This is a genomic window from Pseudoalteromonas sp. TP27, from assembly GCF_056470645.1.
In genome coordinates this window covers 152,014-168,647 of record NZ_JARDAK010000002.1, presented here as the reverse complement: position 1 = coordinate 168,647, position 16,634 = coordinate 152,014, and the positions used below count along the sequence as shown (strand labels likewise).

The following is a 16,634-nucleotide window of genomic DNA, read 5'->3' as shown; positions in this document are numbered from 1 at the left end:
ACTGTGCCACTTTAAGTGGCTTATTTACAGGTGACTTGAGTAAGCCAATCCATTAAGCTAAGCGGTCTATAAAACTAAGCCGGTTTATGTTGTTAGGCTTAATAAATAAGCGTTAAAACGCGTACAAAGCGAGATTTACTCGCTAATAATTAAGGTTAACTTTTTATGCATTGGTATTCTATTTTACCGCCGCTAATTGCGATTGCTATCGTGTTTTGGCGAAAAGAAGTGATTATGGCGTTACTTGTTGCTGTTGCTTCTTCTGAGTTTTTACTCGCCTTTCAGGGCGAAGGTAATAGCTTGTTTGACACTTTTTTAAATACCATTGAACGTATTATTTCGGTTGCCAGCTCGCCAGGTAATACACGCATATTAATATTTAGTATTTTAATTGGTGCACTGCTTGCCTACATTCGCGAATCTGGCGGCGTTGCAGCAACTGTTAATATGCTAATGAACAAAGGCATTGCAAAAAGTAAGCGCCAAGTGGGCTTTTTAACCATGTTTACTGGCATAGCGGTATTTATAGAATCTAACCTGAGCGTACTTACCTCGGGTATTTTATCGCGTGGCTTATTCGACAAATTTAAAATGAGCCGAGCGCGTTTAGCGTATATTATTGATAGCACCAGTGCGCCAGTGTGTATTTTAATACTACTTAACGGCTGGGGCGCATTTGTACTTGGTTTGTTAGGTAACTACGAGCTAGGTGAGTCAGCCGTATCGGTATTATGGGGCAGCGTAGGGTATAACTTTTACGCCATAATTACCCTTGTTATTGTTTTTTACACCATAGCGTTTGATAAAGTACACGGCCCAATGAAAGAAGCCGAACAAAAACTAGAGCTTCAAACAACCGACTTAAAAGATGAAATAAAAGCCTCTAAAGCGCGTTACATGTTAATTCCGCTTATTACGCTAATTACCAGCATGGTTGGCTTTATGTATTACACCGGTAATGGTGTGTTAGCAGAGGGCAGCGGTTCTAAATCAGTATTATACGCAACGTTTTTAGCTATTGTTGTAGCGTACTTTTTAATGATTGGCTCACGTAAATTTACGCATCATCAATTAGTTGATACCGGTTTTAAAGGTATGGGCGAATTAATGCCACTGGTCGCCATTGTACTGCTTTCGCTTACACTTGGCGCAAGCTTAAAAGAGTTGGGTACTGGCGTATTTGTAGCGTCACTTGTTGGCGACTACTTACCTATTTACTTAATAGTACCTGTGCTGTTTTTAACTGGTGCGGTTATGGCGTTTACTACGGGTACATCGTGGGGCACGTTTGCTATATTAATCCCAATTGGTGTGCCACTTATTCAAGCGCTAGGTTTACCGCCATCGCTTGTTGTTGGTGCTATTTTGGGTGGTGGTATATTTGGCGATCATTGCTCGCCTATATCCGACACCAGCGCTGTATCGGCTATTGCATCGGGGTGTGACTTACTCACCCATGTTAAAACGCAGCTACCGTATGCTTTATTTGGTGGCGGCCTTACGTTTATAGCGTACTTAGTAACGAGTATTATTGTTTTATAAATATAATTGTTTAAATACTCAAAAGCCTGCTTAATTGCAGGCTTTTTTGTTTAATATAATGCGAAAAAAATGATTAGTTGAGTTGGGACTGCCCTTAACAAAGAGAACTTATTAGATAAGCTGTCAAATTGACACTATTATCTATAACTCCTCAGAGAGAGCCCTTTTTCTAGCTGAAGATTTAGAGGCTTTTGGCTTAGCCGATTACGGAAAATGGACCCAGTTGCTCGAATTGGCTATGCTCTGTGGGTCTCTAATACAGAAAAGCTTAAAAGAGAAATAGAAAAGGGTAATCCTCTTTTTTGGAATAATAAAGGCTTTGTCTATTGGGAATTCATGGCACGTTCTACAGTAGTTAATTTAGTTGCTGGGCTTGAGAAAGGAGGATTTAGAGGTACATTTGTAGAGATTCGTAACATGATAAAAAGAGTCGGTTTAGAGGTTGCTAAACAACATATAAAGTATGTCCACCACGATTACCAAGCTGGTAATATAGGAAAAGTTAAAGGGTTACTGAGTTTGAAGCAGATGGCTGATTACCATCATGAGGCATTTAGAAAGTTTAACATACCACCTAGTTTTTATGGTGGTACGTGGCTTGATAGTGTGCCTAATAAAGCTGAATTTAAATTATACGGCGATTTATATTGCCATGACTGTGACACTAATTATCAGAGACCCACACAATGATTAAGTTAGTTCTTTTATTTTTAAACGTTTTATTGGCAAATGGTTGCACTGAGAACAAACTAAAGTGGCAGGGGTATTGTTTACCTCTTGATAAATTAACGCCAGCTAGCTTAGCAGATACGCCAAATAAAGATGAAAATTATGATAGCGCTACTAACTATGGCCCAAGTTTATTTTTCTCAGGGGAAAATGTGACCAAAGAAATAACTACATTTAAAGCGTTTACTTCAGATCTTTCGTCTGGAAAGTATAGACATAATATACAAGTTAACTTATCCAAAACAAGTATTGAGAAATCTCCAAAAACAATACAATCACTAGTTAAGAGTGATTTAGAAGAAATTTATTTTGATATGCAGAGTAAGTATCATTGGGATGCATATAAAAAAGGAGATGAAACCTATGAGTTTTGGGGGAGTTGTATGCTAGATGGTAGCGGCAGATCAAAAGAAGGCTACAGCTGTTTAAGGCAACTCAAGGTTGAAAAAATTGTATTGAATTTTGACTTGGACTATGTGAATTTAAACAGCCACAAAGATGTTGACTCATTTCTCACTAACAAGTTAATAAATTGGAACTGTAACTAACGGATTTTAAAAGCGGTATAGTCCATTGCTTAATAAAATATCCGTATTGGATGTAATGTGTAGATATACAAGCTGGAAATATTTTATAAAAATGAAAAATAAAGCTTTTGTCTTTTTTAGTTTTTTATTGTTTTTGAACGCATGTTCTTATATTGAAAGTGAAACAGAGCAAGCTGAACGATTAGGTAAAACATATCAGCTCGATATTAAGGCTGGTGATACTCGTTTATTTTTCCCAGAACAATTTGCAGTCAGTGATGGAGAGCCCCCAATTCTTGAAATGGAAATGACTACGCTTGCAGATTCTTCTGAGTCACTTGATGGTATTGAGGCCGCATTAACGACATATCCTCAAGGGTTTGTTACTGAAGTAATTGACGCTATTTATCTCTCTGGTCCTATGCTTATGGAAGGAGCTGAAGCGGGTGGGACATACTCAAGCAACTCCATAATATTAGTAAATATTTCAGAACAAAATGGCACGAACTTTAACTTCGAAAACTCATTGAAAGGGGTTCACCATGAATTAAGCTCACTAATTTATATATGTTCACCTTTCGTTGTATTTGCATGGCAAGCTTTACTGCCAAAAGAGTGGGAGCCTGTATCCTCGAATTATGAGGCTTTAACGCAAGATAGGAATATAGGGCCTGATTATGAAAATGGATTTTTATCTAGATATGGTAAAACTAATGCTGAGAACGACTTTAATATTTATGCTGAATTTACCTTTGCTGAACCTGAAAAATTGCGGGAACTTGCCGCAACCTACCCAATAATAGCTAAAAAGCTGAGTTTGTTTATTACTGCGTATACGCAGGTTTTTCCTGAATACCAGCAGGACTTCGAAGATTATTTTACTAGAACGGGTTTAAGTGATGTTGCGGTAGAACCTGAAAATGTAGAAGTGACTATTCAGTTAGACTTGAGTAGCGTTAAGCCGCAAATAATTCATTAATTTAACTTAGTTAAGTACTTAAGTTTTTTAGAAAGCCATCGTTCAAATGTAAGGTATTCCTCTTTCAAAGAAACTCGAGTTAAATACTAAAAAATAGTTTTGCTTATACCTAAAATCATTACAGAAATTTGCTTATTAGGTTTTCTCTACCTCACTTTAAATGGTATGATTTTGCCAATTAAATAATAAATAAGGACATTTTTATGGATATTATTATCGGTCAACATGCGCTAAAGAAAAAAACACAGCTAACGCAACTTTCTGAACGTGCAATTGGTAAAGCCTTTAAAGATCAAGCTGCTTTAGCAATACAAATGACGCAATGTAGTGCAGCTGTTTATCGTCGATTACAAAGAACTTACAAATCAACTGTAACGCCACGCGATGAAAAAAGAGTTAAAGCAGGTGGCTTAAGTACACAATCAGTTACTTTTTCAACAAGTAATAGTAGCCAAAAATCCTTTAATAGCTTACTTCCTGCAATGCGAGGAAGAGGTGCACCTACAAACACTTCAAAAACGTCAAATGATGTTGCAGTTGCTTCTAATCAGCCACAAGCAGTTAACTTGTTGGCTTTGCTACATCCTGTTATAAGCGGCGACATAATGAAAACAGGTAATGCTGTTGAAAAAACAGCGACTATATTAGGGCTAGTAACAACGACTGTAGGTTTTGTAATTCCTGGTGGTGGGGCTGTATCATCAATTGTTAGTTGGGTAGGAAGTGGTGCTACGTATTCGGGTTTCTCAATGTCTAGAATTCGCTCTGATGCGCCAGACCGAGCTTATCACCAATTAACAAATTATATTACATGGCTAGCCGCTTGGAATAAAAAAGCGTGTGAGTTAATTGATATAGCAGATCCTAATGGTCAATGGACCTTTAGAGATATCGAGCATGGACTTTCATAAAATTAGACTCTCAGCAGCGTTTAAAAGAACGTCTATGATGCGCTAAAGTAAGTTATACCTTTAGCTTACGGTTATTGAAAAGCCTGCTTAATTGCAGGTTTTTTGTTTTTAAAATAAATAAAGCTAAGTTAAATTGGGCTAAGTAATATTAAGTCCAATAACACTCTCTCTATTATTTAAACCACTTAAATATAGACTTAAATACCCGTATTTATATTTTTTAGGTTATTGTATAGCATGAGCTTTAAGCTTTTTGATAGCTGGCCATTTTACTTTTCAACTCATATAAGGCTGTAAATCCACACTATGTTTGTAATCGATAATATCATTCTCGTTAGTGCCATTTTAATTTTACTTGGAGTGATCTCGAGCAAGTTATCTGCACGCGTTGGCTTACCGGTGCTAGTACTATTTTTACTTGTAGGTATGCTCGCAGGTGAAGACGGAATTGCAGGTATATCATTCGACAACGCAGAGGCCGCACATGCTCTGGGTACTCTTGCGCTTGCCATTATTCTATTTGATGGCGGCTTACAAACGCCTACCAGTTCAATTAAACAAGTGTGGAAACCCGCGTCTGCTTTAGCAACCGTCGGGGTGTTATTTACTGCTGTAATTACAGGCCTTGTGGCCACTTATATTTTAGACCTGCCCATATTGCAAGGTGTTTTACTGGGCGCCATTGTTGGCTCTACAGATGCTGCAGCAGTGTTTGCGCTTTTACGAAGTGCGGGTATTCACTTAAACAAAAAGCTTAAATCTACGCTTGAAATAGAAAGTGCATCGAACGATCCAATGGCTATTTTTCTAACGGTTGGTTTGCTCGAAATGCTCGTTAACGATATGCCAGTAGGGCTGGGTTTACTACAGTTATTTGCCCAGCAAATGGGTGTTGGCGCTGTGTGTGGTCTTTTAATTGGTAAGGTATCGGTTTGGTTTATTAATCGAATCAAACTAAATGCATCGGGTTTGTATTTAGTGATGGTAACCGCATTTGGACTGCTTTCATTTGGCCTTTCTGCAACGCTCGGCGGCAGTGGATTTTTAGCGGTATTTATAACAGGTGTTATTTTAGGTAACAGCAAGTTTGTATATAAACGCGGTATTTTCCTGTTTCATGACGGCTTAGCATGGCTTGGGCAAATAACCATGTTTGTTGTATTAGGCCTGCTTATTAACCCGTCCTCATTGGTTGATGTATGGTTAGAAGGATTACTTATTGCACTGGCACTCATTTTTGTTGCTCGCCCATTAGCGGTAGCGCCTATTTTAAAACTGTTTGGCTTTAATAATCGCGAAACCCTGTTTGTATCTTGGGTTGGCCTTAGAGGCTCAGTACCCATTATTTTAGCTATATTCCCATTATTATTTGGCCTTTCAGGGGCTGAACTTATTTTTAATGTGGTTTTTTTCGTGGTGTTAATTTCAGCCACGTTACAAGGCTCAACAATGCCTTGGATGGCTAAAAAACTAAATTTAGTAGAGCCGCCACCTGATCTTGCCGCTGCAACACTCGAAATTACAGCATTAAACGATATTGATATAGAAATTGTAGAATACACTTTAAGTGATGTTTCTCGGGTTTCTGGGCGTAGCTTGTCACATGCTGCACTTCCAGAGAGTGTGGTTGTTGCTATGATCACTCGGGGTCCGTCAATCATCCCGCCAAGAGGCTCAACTAAGTTAAAAGCAAACGATCATTTATTTGTTGTTTTAAAACCAGATAACAGGCCTTTTGTTGATTTAGTTTTTACAGCAACCGATAAAACAAACCATCAAGATAGCCACTTAGCCCACAACGAACTTAAAGTTAAAGGGGTAACATTGGTAGGCGATATATTTTACTCTTACCACATGCACATAGACGCCCCAGAAGAGATAAGCTTGGAAGAAGTGATTAACCAAAAGCTTTCAGGAGAAGTCAGTAAAGGCGATATTGTTGTTATTGGTAATGTGCAAATACGCGTTATAACAATGGTGCATACACGCATAGTTACCATTGGCTTAAAGTATTTAAATAATCCAGAAAAACGACTTTTAAAGCCGTAATCATTAACAGCGATTTATTAAGTGGGACAGCTCGTTTATAGCGTACGTAGGTTGGGTTGAGTGACACGAAACCCAACGAACCTGCAATGCAATGAGCACATCCAAAGCTAGTTATATGTATATTTTTGTAGCTAGGTTAGAGATAAAAACTGCCCCAGATGAATTTCTTGAATTACTAATAACAAAGGCGTTAATTGTTAGCTTGCTTTGAGAAATACCTAGACGAGTAGTCCATTATTAGTAATATACAAAGACCCTGGGTAATAACTTTAATGCTTTTTGTGATGAACTTTACAGATGGAAATTTTATCATCATTATATCCGGAACTATAGGTTAACGAAGAAGCAAGAATTTAGTTAATTATTCAGCTCCATTACTTTTGATGCATCCAACATGTTGAGCTTATTTGAGGGTCTTCTAAACTATTAATAGCTGTTTGTTTTGCATCTTTGACTGACCCTTCAATATCGGGAAAGAGGGTTCTATAGTTGATGTTCATTTTATCAAGTATTTTCAAGCATTCTAGTCTTTGGATATCAGAGCAGTTAAAAATGTACTTTGTTAAAAGTGGGGTGCCTAAGCTATTTCGAGGAAGCATTTTGACTACTTGCTGAAGCCATACTTCAAAGCTATTAAAATAAGTATGCTTTGTGAAAAAGCCTTGTTGAAAAGTTATTCGACGGTTACTTTGATTATGCTCAAAAACTATATCTAAAGGTTCAAATATAGATGTATCAATTTTCTTTTTCGATGAGATATTAATTATCTCTCTGTTGAGTGCATTTAAATTGTCAATATTGAGGGCCCAAATACATCTTGATGTTTTGTTATCATCGTGTTTCAGTTCAGCGAGTGCGAAGAAAAGTGCTACATAAGGAGATTCACTCCAATCTAGGAGTGGAGTTGGCAATCCAAAATGCTGACCATACTGCCACAAGTCCATAGATTCAACTTTATCTTGTGGCATGTCATTATTGTTAATGAGGTTTTTCTTGAATTCACTTAATAATGACTTATGTAGTCTGTTTTTTAAGGTTTCAGCCTCATTCCCTGTTTTTCCTAAATTACTAAGAGTAGCTTTTGTGAAGCGTATAAATGTAGGGCTTAATTCCCAATTAGAGTCGGTATGTCCTCTGAAACCAAACCGCGGGTAGCGTTTAACAAGTCGATCTGAGATTTCAGATAGCATTTCTTTTGGCGAGTTAATTTCTATAACATTTATTTTATCCAATCGAGTCATTACAGTCCTTATAGTTGAATTTTTGTCTAACTAGCCAATAGGTTTACTTTTTCTATTCAAAAAATCAAGTAAAAGCTCCACACTGTCTCACCCCAGCTCCCGCACGTTTAATCGCTATAATCTGCCCTTTACCATTATGTGCCATAGCCAACATATCACCCGTATTTAGACCACTTTCTACCGCATGTTTACCCTTTAAATCACTCAACAGTGAGTGCTTGATTTGCACTAGCACCTCAAGATTACAGCTGGAAGCTGCGCAGTCGATGTTTTAATAAATACTGGGTTGTTAGGTACTTCAAGTGTGTGCATAAGCCGCTCCAAATTTTATTGATCACTACAATTAGGGTGTTTTCAAAGCTATAACGGGTGGCAAATCAAAAAGGGGTGAAATAATTTTATAAAAAATGTGGGGTTTAGTTACAATAGCCATTCGCAAATATTAAAACTTAACTTTTTAGGCTGTTATGCAACTCATTGAAATAAATAAAGCGCGTTACCGTAAACATTTAAACCGTGTTATTGCAGGATGTGGTATTGGTTTGGCTGTAGGCAGCTTGGCTATATCGCAAACGCTGATTGCTTTATTTCCTGATGAAAGTGGTAGCCACTTTCATTGGAACTTAATAGGTGTTGCTATTACTAGCGTTGGGCTTGCATGGTTACTTCATAAATACCGTTCACATACGTTTATGACAGAAGTTGTTTATGTGTGGGAGCTTAAAAAAGCACTTAATAAAATAACCCGTAAAATGGCTAAGTTAAAAGCCGCTGGCCGTGAAGGCAATGCCGATGCGTTATTAGCGATTCATTATAGCTACGCGGGCTCTCGGTTATTGTGGCAGCTAGACGACAATCTAATCACTATGGACGATTTAGCCATTAAACAAGCTGAGCTTGAATCTGTTGCAGCGCAACATAACGTAACGCTTAACGTTGAAGATTACGACGCAAGTATTTTAAAACAGTTTTAAAGCAGTTTTAAAACATAGGTTTTTAAATTAGTTAGAGGAGCCTTAATGAAAAAAATACTCATAGTGTGTTTAGGTAATATTTGCCGCTCGCCAACCGCAGAGGCGGTATTAAAAGCACGTGCTAAAAAGCTAGGCGTTAACGTTAAAGTTGATTCGGCAGGGACTATTGGTTATCACGAAGGTAAAACGCCTGATAGTCGCTCAATGGCTGCAGGCGAAAAACGTGGTTATAGCTTTAAAGGTATTTATTCGCGCAAAGTACGCAGTAGCGACTTTACTGAGTTTGATTTAATTTTAGCGGCCGATACGCAAAACTTAGCTGATTTAACAGCGCAATGCCCTGAGCATTTACGCTATAAGCTGGCGCTATTTTTAGAATATGGCGAGCAAACCCAAAGCGTTATTCCCGATCCTTATTACGGCGGCGATGATGGTTTTGAAAATGTGCTCGATTTAATTGAAGCAGCAAGCGATAAAATACTCGCTAAACTTTAGAACTAATTTATAAATATAAAAGCGCCAAATGGCGCTTTTATATTTTAGCTTAGCGGTTAATTTTAAAGTCGAGTTGTACCTGAGAAATAGCACTAACAGGTTTGCCATTTTCGAACTTTGGTGCGTAACGCCATTGCTCAACAGCCGCTTGGGCTGACTTTTCAAATGCGTTGCCACCTTCAGAACTAAGTACTTTTAGATTTTTTACAAAGCCTGCGGTGTCTACCTCAAACTCCATAACAACGCTACCATCGGTACTAAATCGGGCTTTATGCGCTGGATATTTAGGATTAACACGATAGAGTGGTGTTTGCTCTTGTGATTCTTTCCATGGCACCATTTGAGCGATAGCTAGGCAATGTTTAGTTGCTTCTTCGCTTTTACCTTGTTTTTCGTACAGACCTACAAGCTTTGAATGAGCAGTTAGCTCAGCACTGTGATCAAAGCTTAAGTTATCGTCAAATGCAGTAACTATATTATTTAAGCGCTCAATTGCTCGGTTATATTTTTTGCTACCTTCGGCAAATGAGGCTATTAAAAAATTGGCTTTAATTTGTTCTACCGAGCTACTCGGAATATTTTCACGGTAGTATTCGTCGGCTTCTTCTAGGTAGTTTTTAGCTACGCGATATTTTTTAGAGCTAAACTTTTTAGCAAGCAGCGTTGCCGCTTCTAGTTTCATGTCGGCTACAAACTTAGGCTTATTTTGTGTTTTAGCTATTTCAATTACTTGTTCTAAAAAGTTAGCTGCTTTGTAAGCTGATGTTGTGTAGTTAGCTTGGCCGAGTAGTGCATCAATTGTTTCTATTGATAGTTTACCGTGGTTTGCAGCTAAAATAGTATGGGCTTCGTTATAGAGTGCAAAACGCTGTTCGTTTAGCTCATCGCCGTAGCTTTTTATTGCTTTAGCGTAATTAATAGCTAAGTTGGCAGTATTGTCGTCGCTTTTACCGTAAACGGCTTTACCTGATGTGTAAGCAAGTTTGGCAGTTTGTTGTACGTTTTTGTCTGCTTTAACTGCTGCTAAATAGCTTTGGTATGCCTGGCTAAATAACGCTTGAGGATCGTTTTCTTGGCTGGCGAGTGCTGTAGTGCTTAAAGTTGTTGCGCTTAAAGCAGATAAACTTAAGCCTATAAATAAAGCGAGTTGCTGACGTTTCATAATAATCCCTATTAACTTTTAAATTGAAACTAGGTTGACGTAATTACAACAGTTTTCTTATTAATATAATTTTTGACTGAATGGTAAAACTACTTAAAGGCGTTCAAAATACAGTTCAGCTTGAGTTGTTGCATTTACAGGTTTTCCATTTTTAAACTTTGGAGCGTAACGCCATTGTTTAACAGCGGCTATCGCTGATTTTTCAAACGCTTTAGAACCTTCAGAACTAATAACCTTAGGATTTTTCACAAAGCCATGGGTATCAACAGTAATCTCTAATATAACTATTACATGACTTTTATATTCTCCGCGAGGGTATATAGGATCGATTATATAGAGTGGATTTTGCTCTGAGGCATCTTTCCACTGCGTATTTTTAGCAAAGGCTAAGGCGTGTTTAGTCGCTTTATCGCTTTCATCTTGTTTTTCATATAGCTGAACTAAGCCAACATGCGCATTAAGCTCAAAGCTTTGATCTAAATTTTTATATTTATCAAATAAGCCAACTATACGGTTTAGCCTTTTAATTGCTTTGTCGTAATCTTTACGGCCACTCTCAAATGAAACCATTAAAAGGTCAGATTTTATACGCTCTACTGCATTATCAGGTAGCTGGCCTTGGTAATATTTATCTGCATCTTGAGCGTATATTTTCGCTAAAGGATATTCGCTATGGCTAAACCCATAAAGTAATGTTTCTGCAGCTTCAAATTGCATATTGGCGACAAGGCCTGGGTTATTTTGTAATTCAGCGATTTTAATGAGTTGCTTAAAGTTTTTGACTGCGATGTGTGATTTATTGGTATGAGTGGCTTTGGCTAGTAGCGTATCCATAGTCTCTATTGAGTTTTCACCATAGTTTTTAACTAAAATACGGTGGGCCTGTGAATACAAATTAAACCGTTTCTCTTCATTACCATACCCTATAGCCACAAGGTTCTTTGCAACATAACTGTTGATGGCTTTAGCGTAGTTAATAGCAAGCTTTGCCGTTTCATTGCTATTTTCTCCATATAGAGCGAGTCCTTTTTGATAGGCAAGTTGTGCTTCTTTTTCAGCTTGTTCTTTGGCTGCAACAAATGCTGAGTCAGTTTCTTCGGCGTTTGCAGGTACAACTTGAATGCTATTTACTTGGTTTGCGAAAGTGCAGTTAGCGAAGGCTAATAAGCTTAATCCTATCGATATGGCGAGCTGTTGGTGCTTCATAATAATCCCTATTATTTATTAGCCCATAAAATTACCAAAACTATCAAGGCTTGTCATTATTTTAGGTAAATTAAAGTAAACAAGCGAAGTTGTAATATTCGGGTTATTAATTGCTTAACAATCATTGAAAATAACGCATGTCGTCGCCATATATTTGCCATAAACAGTCTTGTACTACGGTGTATTCATCCTATCTTGTGATATTATCACTTTATTATCGTGTCGTAGTTATTTAAATATTTGGATTTGTCGTGGCGCAAGTAAGAGCAAGAGTCCAGCTTAATGTTGGCAAAAATAGTGATATCCCTGCAGAAATAATCTCATTTACTGATTTAAAAGATGGTAAAGAACATATTGCTATGGTGTTTAATAACGCTGATACAGAGCAAGATGTACCGCTTATTCGTATGCATTCTGAGTGTTTAACGGGTGATGTATTTTACTCATCGCGTTGTGATTGCGGCGAGCAGCTAAACGAATGTATTGAAATGATGCACGAGCAAGGCGGTATTTTATTGTATTTACGCCAAGAAGGCCGTGGCATTGGTTTATACAATAAAATTGATGCTTACGTGTTGCAATCGCAAGGTATGAACACCTACGAAGCTAATAATCATTTAGGCTTTGCTGATGATTTACGTGACTTTTCGGATGCGGTGTTAATGCTTAATGCGCTTAATTTAAGCCACGTTAAATTAATGACCAATAATCCTAAAAAGCTTAACGCATTAAAAGATGCCGGTATTAATGTTGACTCGGTTGTGGGCACGCATGCGCACATTAAAGCGGGTGTTGCGGGTAATAAATCGTACCTAGAAACTAAAATTAAGCATGGCGCGCATATGTTAGATATTAAGAAAATTAAAAAACCTTAATCATTTAATTACGTTTCGTCTATTAATACCCCCTCACGCCAAGTTATACTTGGCGTGTTTCGTTTTAAATTAAGAGCAAGTATGTCTACACAATTACGAATTTTTAAAGCCGATGCAGGGCTAAAGTGGTTAAAAGCCGGATGGCTTATTTTTAAAACCCAGCCAGCAACCTTTATTTTTATGCATTTATTTATTGGTATTGTAGGGCTGCTGTCTTTATTTTTACCGCTGCTGCAAGTAGTAGCAGCACTAGCTACGCCATTTTTAACCGCAGGGTTTTACCAAGCGGTGCTTAGTAAGCAGCAGGGCGGAAAGATTATGCTGGCCGATATTCTCAAGCCATTTACGGCTAAGGGAAATCGTTTAGGGTTACTACGTTTAGCACTTTACCAAATGGGTGCGGGCATTTTAATGGCATTACTTGCTAATGGCTTATTTGCCGATGCAGTGGCTGTTATGAGCCAGCCAGGACTTGATCCAAACGTAGCACTTGAGCAAATGCTTGAGAGTATTTCGGGCGCGAATGTCATTTTGTTTTTTATGGCAATGCTAATTTACTTAACAGCGTTTGCTTACGCTGTACCACTTGTTTATTTTAGTAAAGAAACACGTATTTTAACGGCACTTAAAAAATCGTTAATGGTGTTTTATCATAACATTTTGCCACTTGGCGTTTTTGGCCTTATTTGCGCATTATTTATGGCGCTTTCGATGTTCTTATCGTTCTTACCACTGTTGATTTTAATGCCAATTTGCTACATTAGCTTTTTTGTATCTTATCAAGCCATTTTTATGCCTGTTGTACCACCAAGTGACGACATTAATGTTAAGCCACTTAGCAGTGAAACAAGCGGGCGTTTTGACGCTTAATGGATGATAAATTAAAGCAAAAGCTAAAAAACTATGTACTTTGGTTACTAGGGCGCCAAGAATATTCGCGTCGTGAGTTAACGCTTAAGCTACAGCAAAAAGAAGCTACAGAAGAGTTTATTGAAACGCTGCTTGATTGGTGCGAAAAGCACAATTTTATTAACGAGCAGCGATACTGTGAAGGCTTTGTAAGAAAACACATATTTAAATGCCACGGGCTTAAGCGAATACAAAGCGAAGCTATGGGCAAAGGGATTGATCGTTCGCTACTTGAATTAGTAGTAGAGGAGCTTGAAGTAGATTGGTTTGAGCTTGCGCAGGATGCGTACAATAAAAAATATTCGAATACACCGGCCGATCTCGATTACAAAGACAAAGCTAAGCGCGTGCGCTACTTAATGTATCGGGGTTTTAGCTACGATGAAATTAATTTTGCAATGCAAGCACAGTAAATACAGGTGAGACTTTCAAATGCAGCACATGACTACCGCACAAATTAGGCAACAGTTTTTAGACTTTTTTGCCAGCAAACAACACCAAGTTGTACCTTCAAGCTCGCTTATTCCGGGTAACGATGCCACGTTGTTATTTAACAATGCCGGCATGGTGCAATTTAAAGATGTATTTTTAGGCGCAGAAAGCCGCCCTTATACACGTGCGACTAGCTCGCAGCGCTGTGTACGTGCTGGCGGTAAGCATAACGATTTAGAAAACGTAGGCTACACTGCTCGCCACCATACATTTTTTGAAATGTTAGGTAACTTCAGCTTTGGTGATTACTTTAAGCAAGAAGCTATTAAGTTTGCATGGGAGTTTTTAACTGAAGAAGTAAAACTACCAAAAGAAAAGCTTTTAGTAACTATTTACCACGATGACGAAGAAGCGTTTGAATACTGGTCAAAAGACATTGGTTTATCTGAGGATCGTATTATTCGTATTGCTACCTCAGACAACTTTTGGTCTATGGGCGATACTGGTCCGTGTGGTCCGTGTTCTGAAATATTTTATGATCATGGCGAACACATTTGGGGCGGACCTCCGGGCTCTCCAGAGGAAGACGGCGATCGTTTCATCGAAATTTGGAATCTGGTATTTATGCAGTACAACCGTCAAAGCGACGGTACAATGTTGCCTCTACCTAAGCAATCTGTTGATACGGGAATGGGCCTTGAGCGTATTTCTGCAATTTTGCAGGGCGTGCATTCAAACTACGAAATCGATTTATTCCAAGGCTTAATTGCCGCTGCTGCAAGTGTTACTAATGCACAAGATATGGACGATAAATCACTACGTGTAGTGGCTGATCATATTCGTTCGTGTGCGTTTTTAATCTCAGACGGTGTTATGCCATCTAACGAAGGCCGTGGTTATGTACTACGCCGTATTATTCGTCGTGCTGTGCGCCACGGTAATAAGTTAGGTGCACAAGGTTCGTTTTTCTATAAATTAGTTGCTGCGCTAATTGAGCAAATGGGTCAAGCGTATCCTGAGCTTGCTAAGCAACAAGAAATTATCGAAAAAGTATTACGCATTGAAGAAGAACAGTTTGGTAAAACACTTGAACGTGGCTTAGCTATTTTAGAAGAAAGCTTAAGCGATCTTAAAGGCGATATTATACCGGGCGACTTAGTATTTAAGCTTTACGATACGTATGGTTTTCCTGCTGATTTAACGGCCGATGTTGCGCGTGAGCGCCAGATGACAATTGATCATCAAGGCTTTGAAGAGTGCATGGCTGTACAACGTAAAACTGCGCAGCAAGCGGGTAAGTTTGGCGCTGATTACAATGACCAATTAAAATCAGACAAGCACACTGACTTTAAAGGTTACGACAGCACACATTATAGCGCGACCGTTATTGAAATTTTTGCCGGTGGCGAAGCTGTACAGCTATTAGAAGATGGTCAACAAGGTATTGTAGTACTAGACCGCACACCATTTTACGCAGAATCTGGCGGCCAAACGGGTGACACGGGTACTATTACAGTTGCTGGTGGCGAATTTAACGTTACTAACACAACTAAACTTGGTAATGCATTTGCTCACCACGGTACAGTACAAGGCCGTATTGGTGTTAACGATAAAGTTGACGCAACTATTGATGATACGCGCCGCGATAGCATTAAGAAAAATCACACCGCTACGCATATTTTACACGAAGCACTACGCCAACTATTAGGTGACCATGTAGGCCAAAAAGGCTCACTTGTTCAGCCAGATCGTTTACGTTTTGACTTTTCGCATTTTGAAGCCGTAACTAAAGATGAGCTACGTGAAATTGAGCGTGTAGTTAATGACGAAATTCGTCGTAACTTTGCACTTAATACTGAGCTTATGGCTATTGATGATGCTAAAGCGAAAGGTGCTATGGCGTTGTTTGGCGAAAAGTACGATGACGAAGTACGTGTAGTAACTATTGGTGACTATTCTATTGAGCTTTGTGGTGGTACGCACGTTGAGCGCGCTGGCGATATTGGCTTATTCAAAATTGTATCTGAAAGTGGTATTGCTGCAGGCGTACGTCGTATTGAAGCCGTAACTGGCGCCGATGCAGTTGCGTACGTTAGCGAGCAAGAGCAACAACTTAGCGATGTTGCAGCTTTAGTTAAAGGCGATAGCGCATCGGTACTTGAAAAAGTAACTGCGCTTCTTGAGAAGTCAAAGAGCCTTGAAAAACAAATTGCGCAGCTTAACGATAAGCTAGCAAGCGCAGCAGGCGCGTCTTTACTTGACTCAGTTGTGGAAATTAACGGTGTTAAGTTACTTGTAGCTAACGTTGAAGGTACTGAATCTAAAGCGCTTCGCGGTATGGTTGATGACCTTAAAAACAAAATTGGCTCAGGTGTTATTGCACTAGGTGTTGCCAGTGGCGACAAAGTAAGCCTAATTGCTGGTGTAACTAAAGACTTAACAGGCAAAGTAAAAGCCGGTGAGTTAGTTAACCACATGGCAGGTCAAGTAGGTGGTAAAGGTGGCGGTCGTCCAGATATGGCACAGGCTGGTGGTAGTGAACCACAAAACCTTGCTGCTGCACTAGATAGCGTTACAGCTTGGTTAACTGAGCGTACTTAAGC

Annotated in this window: 15 protein-coding genes and 1 pseudogene; 12 read left to right on the top strand and 4 right to left on the bottom strand. The window is 38.8% G+C overall.

The features are described from left to right. Positions 1 to 165 precede the first annotated feature (165 nt). From PX700_RS03050 to PX700_RS03025, 6 genes are all read left to right on the top strand, one after another. The gene (locus tag PX700_RS03050) at positions 166 to 1,542 is read left to right on the top strand and encodes a Na+/H+ antiporter NhaC family protein (protein ID WP_415636356.1); all 1,377 of its coding nucleotides are present in this window, start codon (positions 166 to 168) and stop codon (positions 1,540 to 1,542) included. Between the two features lie 213 nt (positions 1,543 to 1,755). Then, positions 1,756 to 2,232, top strand: a complete 477-nt coding sequence (locus PX700_RS03045) for a hypothetical protein (RefSeq protein WP_479519817.1) — start codon at positions 1,756 to 1,758, stop codon at positions 2,230 to 2,232. Next, a complete protein-coding gene (locus tag PX700_RS03040; protein WP_479519816.1) occupies positions 2,229 to 2,819 on the top strand; it encodes a hypothetical protein in 591 nt (196 codons plus the stop codon). The genes PX700_RS03045 and PX700_RS03040 overlap by 4 nt, the downstream gene beginning before the upstream one ends. Positions 2,820 to 2,910: 91 nt before the next feature. Continuing rightward, complete coding sequence (locus tag PX700_RS03035) at positions 2,911 to 3,777, top strand: hypothetical protein (protein WP_479519815.1); 867 nt, start codon at positions 2,911 to 2,913, stop codon at positions 3,775 to 3,777. A 203-nt stretch (positions 3,778 to 3,980) separates the two neighbouring features. Then, positions 3,981 to 4,688, top strand: coding sequence for a hypothetical protein (locus tag PX700_RS03030; protein WP_479519814.1), 708 nt, complete (start codon positions 3,981 to 3,983; stop codon positions 4,686 to 4,688). A gap of 306 nt (positions 4,689 to 4,994) precedes the next feature. Next, on the top strand, positions 4,995 to 6,737 hold the full coding sequence (locus PX700_RS03025; RefSeq protein ID WP_479519813.1) for a potassium/proton antiporter: 1,743 nt from the start codon (positions 4,995 to 4,997) through the stop codon (positions 6,735 to 6,737). A gap of 374 nt (positions 6,738 to 7,111) precedes the next feature. On the opposite strand, the gene PX700_RS03020 is transcribed toward PX700_RS03025, so the two are convergent. Both PX700_RS03020 and PX700_RS03015 read right to left on the bottom strand, forming a co-directional pair. Continuing rightward, a complete protein-coding gene (locus PX700_RS03020; RefSeq protein WP_479519812.1) occupies positions 7,112 to 7,978 on the bottom strand; it encodes an FRG domain-containing protein in 867 nt (288 codons plus the stop codon). A 64-nt stretch (positions 7,979 to 8,042) separates the two neighbouring features. After that, positions 8,043 to 8,243 (bottom strand): annotated as a pseudogene (locus tag PX700_RS03015) (hypothetical protein); the annotation flags it as partial. 202 nt (positions 8,244 to 8,445) lie between these two features. Between PX700_RS03015 and PX700_RS03010 the strand changes: the two are divergent. Together PX700_RS03010 and PX700_RS03005 are read left to right on the top strand one after the other, a co-directional pair. Next, positions 8,446 to 8,952 carry a DUF3087 domain-containing protein gene (locus PX700_RS03010; RefSeq protein WP_479519811.1) on the top strand — a complete coding sequence of 169 codons (507 nt, stop codon included), beginning with the start codon at positions 8,446 to 8,448 and terminating at the stop codon, positions 8,950 to 8,952. A gap of 45 nt (positions 8,953 to 8,997) precedes the next feature. Further along, positions 8,998 to 9,447, top strand: a complete 450-nt coding sequence (locus tag PX700_RS03005) for a low molecular weight protein-tyrosine-phosphatase (RefSeq protein WP_479519810.1) — start codon at positions 8,998 to 9,000, stop codon at positions 9,445 to 9,447. 49 nt (positions 9,448 to 9,496) lie between these two features. Here PX700_RS03005 and PX700_RS03000 read toward each other — a convergent pair whose 3' ends face one another. Both PX700_RS03000 and PX700_RS02995 read right to left on the bottom strand, forming a co-directional pair. Further along, positions 9,497 to 10,609, bottom strand: coding sequence for an energy transducer TonB (locus tag PX700_RS03000; RefSeq protein ID WP_479519809.1), 1,113 nt, complete (start codon positions 10,607 to 10,609; stop codon positions 9,497 to 9,499). Between the two features lie 93 nt (positions 10,610 to 10,702). Next, complete coding sequence (locus PX700_RS02995; protein ID WP_479519808.1) at positions 10,703 to 11,815, bottom strand: energy transducer TonB; 1,113 nt, start codon at positions 11,813 to 11,815, stop codon at positions 10,703 to 10,705. A gap of 251 nt (positions 11,816 to 12,066) precedes the next feature. Between PX700_RS02995 and PX700_RS02990 the strand changes: the two genes are divergently transcribed. The 4 genes from PX700_RS02990 (at position 12,067) to alaS (ending at position 16,632) form a co-directional block, all read left to right on the top strand. Continuing rightward, positions 12,067 to 12,690 (top strand): GTP cyclohydrolase II, encoded by a 624-nt coding sequence (locus tag PX700_RS02990; protein ID WP_024594512.1) that lies wholly within the window; start codon positions 12,067 to 12,069, stop codon positions 12,688 to 12,690. Positions 12,691 to 12,771: 81 nt separating this feature from the next. Next, on the top strand, positions 12,772 to 13,560 hold the full coding sequence (locus PX700_RS02985) for a BPSS1780 family membrane protein (RefSeq protein ID WP_007378958.1): 789 nt from the start codon (positions 12,772 to 12,774) through the stop codon (positions 13,558 to 13,560). Next, positions 13,560 to 14,012: a regulatory protein RecX gene (locus PX700_RS02980; RefSeq protein WP_007583805.1), complete on the top strand. Its 453-nt coding sequence runs from the start codon at positions 13,560 to 13,562 to the stop codon at positions 14,010 to 14,012. The genes PX700_RS02985 and PX700_RS02980 overlap by 1 nt, the downstream gene beginning before the upstream one ends. Before the next feature lie 19 nt (positions 14,013 to 14,031). Beyond that, positions 14,032 to 16,632: an alanine--tRNA ligase gene (gene alaS, locus PX700_RS02975; RefSeq protein WP_479519807.1), complete on the top strand. Its 2,601-nt coding sequence runs from the start codon at positions 14,032 to 14,034 to the stop codon at positions 16,630 to 16,632. Positions 16,633 to 16,634: the final 2 nt, after the last annotated feature.

Excerpts from the sequence above, each read along its gene's own strand:
- PX700_RS03050 (WP_415636356.1), top strand. The coding sequence starts at position 166 with ATGCATTGGTATTCTATTTTACCGCCGCTAATTGCGATTGCTATCGTG.
- PX700_RS03045 (WP_479519817.1), top strand. The coding sequence starts at position 1,756 with ATGGACCCAGTTGCTCGAATTGGCTATGCTCTGTGGGTCTCTAATACA.
- PX700_RS03040 (WP_479519816.1), top strand. The coding sequence starts at position 2,229 with ATGATTAAGTTAGTTCTTTTATTTTTAAACGTTTTATTGGCAAATGGT.
- PX700_RS03035 (WP_479519815.1), top strand. The coding sequence starts at position 2,911 with ATGAAAAATAAAGCTTTTGTCTTTTTTAGTTTTTTATTGTTTTTGAAC.
- PX700_RS03030 (WP_479519814.1), top strand. The coding sequence starts at position 3,981 with ATGGATATTATTATCGGTCAACATGCGCTAAAGAAAAAAACACAGCTA.
- PX700_RS03025 (WP_479519813.1), top strand. The coding sequence starts at position 4,995 with ATGTTTGTAATCGATAATATCATTCTCGTTAGTGCCATTTTAATTTTA.
- PX700_RS03020 (WP_479519812.1), bottom strand. The coding sequence starts at position 7,978 with ATGACTCGATTGGATAAAATAAATGTTATAGAAATTAACTCGCCAAAA.
- PX700_RS03010 (WP_479519811.1), top strand. The coding sequence starts at position 8,446 with ATGCAACTCATTGAAATAAATAAAGCGCGTTACCGTAAACATTTAAAC.
- PX700_RS03005 (WP_479519810.1), top strand. The coding sequence starts at position 8,998 with ATGAAAAAAATACTCATAGTGTGTTTAGGTAATATTTGCCGCTCGCCA.
- PX700_RS03000 (WP_479519809.1), bottom strand. The coding sequence starts at position 10,609 with ATGAAACGTCAGCAACTCGCTTTATTTATAGGCTTAAGTTTATCTGCT.
- PX700_RS02995 (WP_479519808.1), bottom strand. The coding sequence starts at position 11,815 with ATGAAGCACCAACAGCTCGCCATATCGATAGGATTAAGCTTATTAGCC.
- PX700_RS02985 (WP_007378958.1), top strand. The coding sequence starts at position 12,772 with ATGTCTACACAATTACGAATTTTTAAAGCCGATGCAGGGCTAAAGTGG.
- PX700_RS02980 (WP_007583805.1), top strand. The coding sequence starts at position 13,560 with ATGGATGATAAATTAAAGCAAAAGCTAAAAAACTATGTACTTTGGTTA.
- alaS (WP_479519807.1), top strand. The coding sequence starts at position 14,032 with ATGCAGCACATGACTACCGCACAAATTAGGCAACAGTTTTTAGACTTT.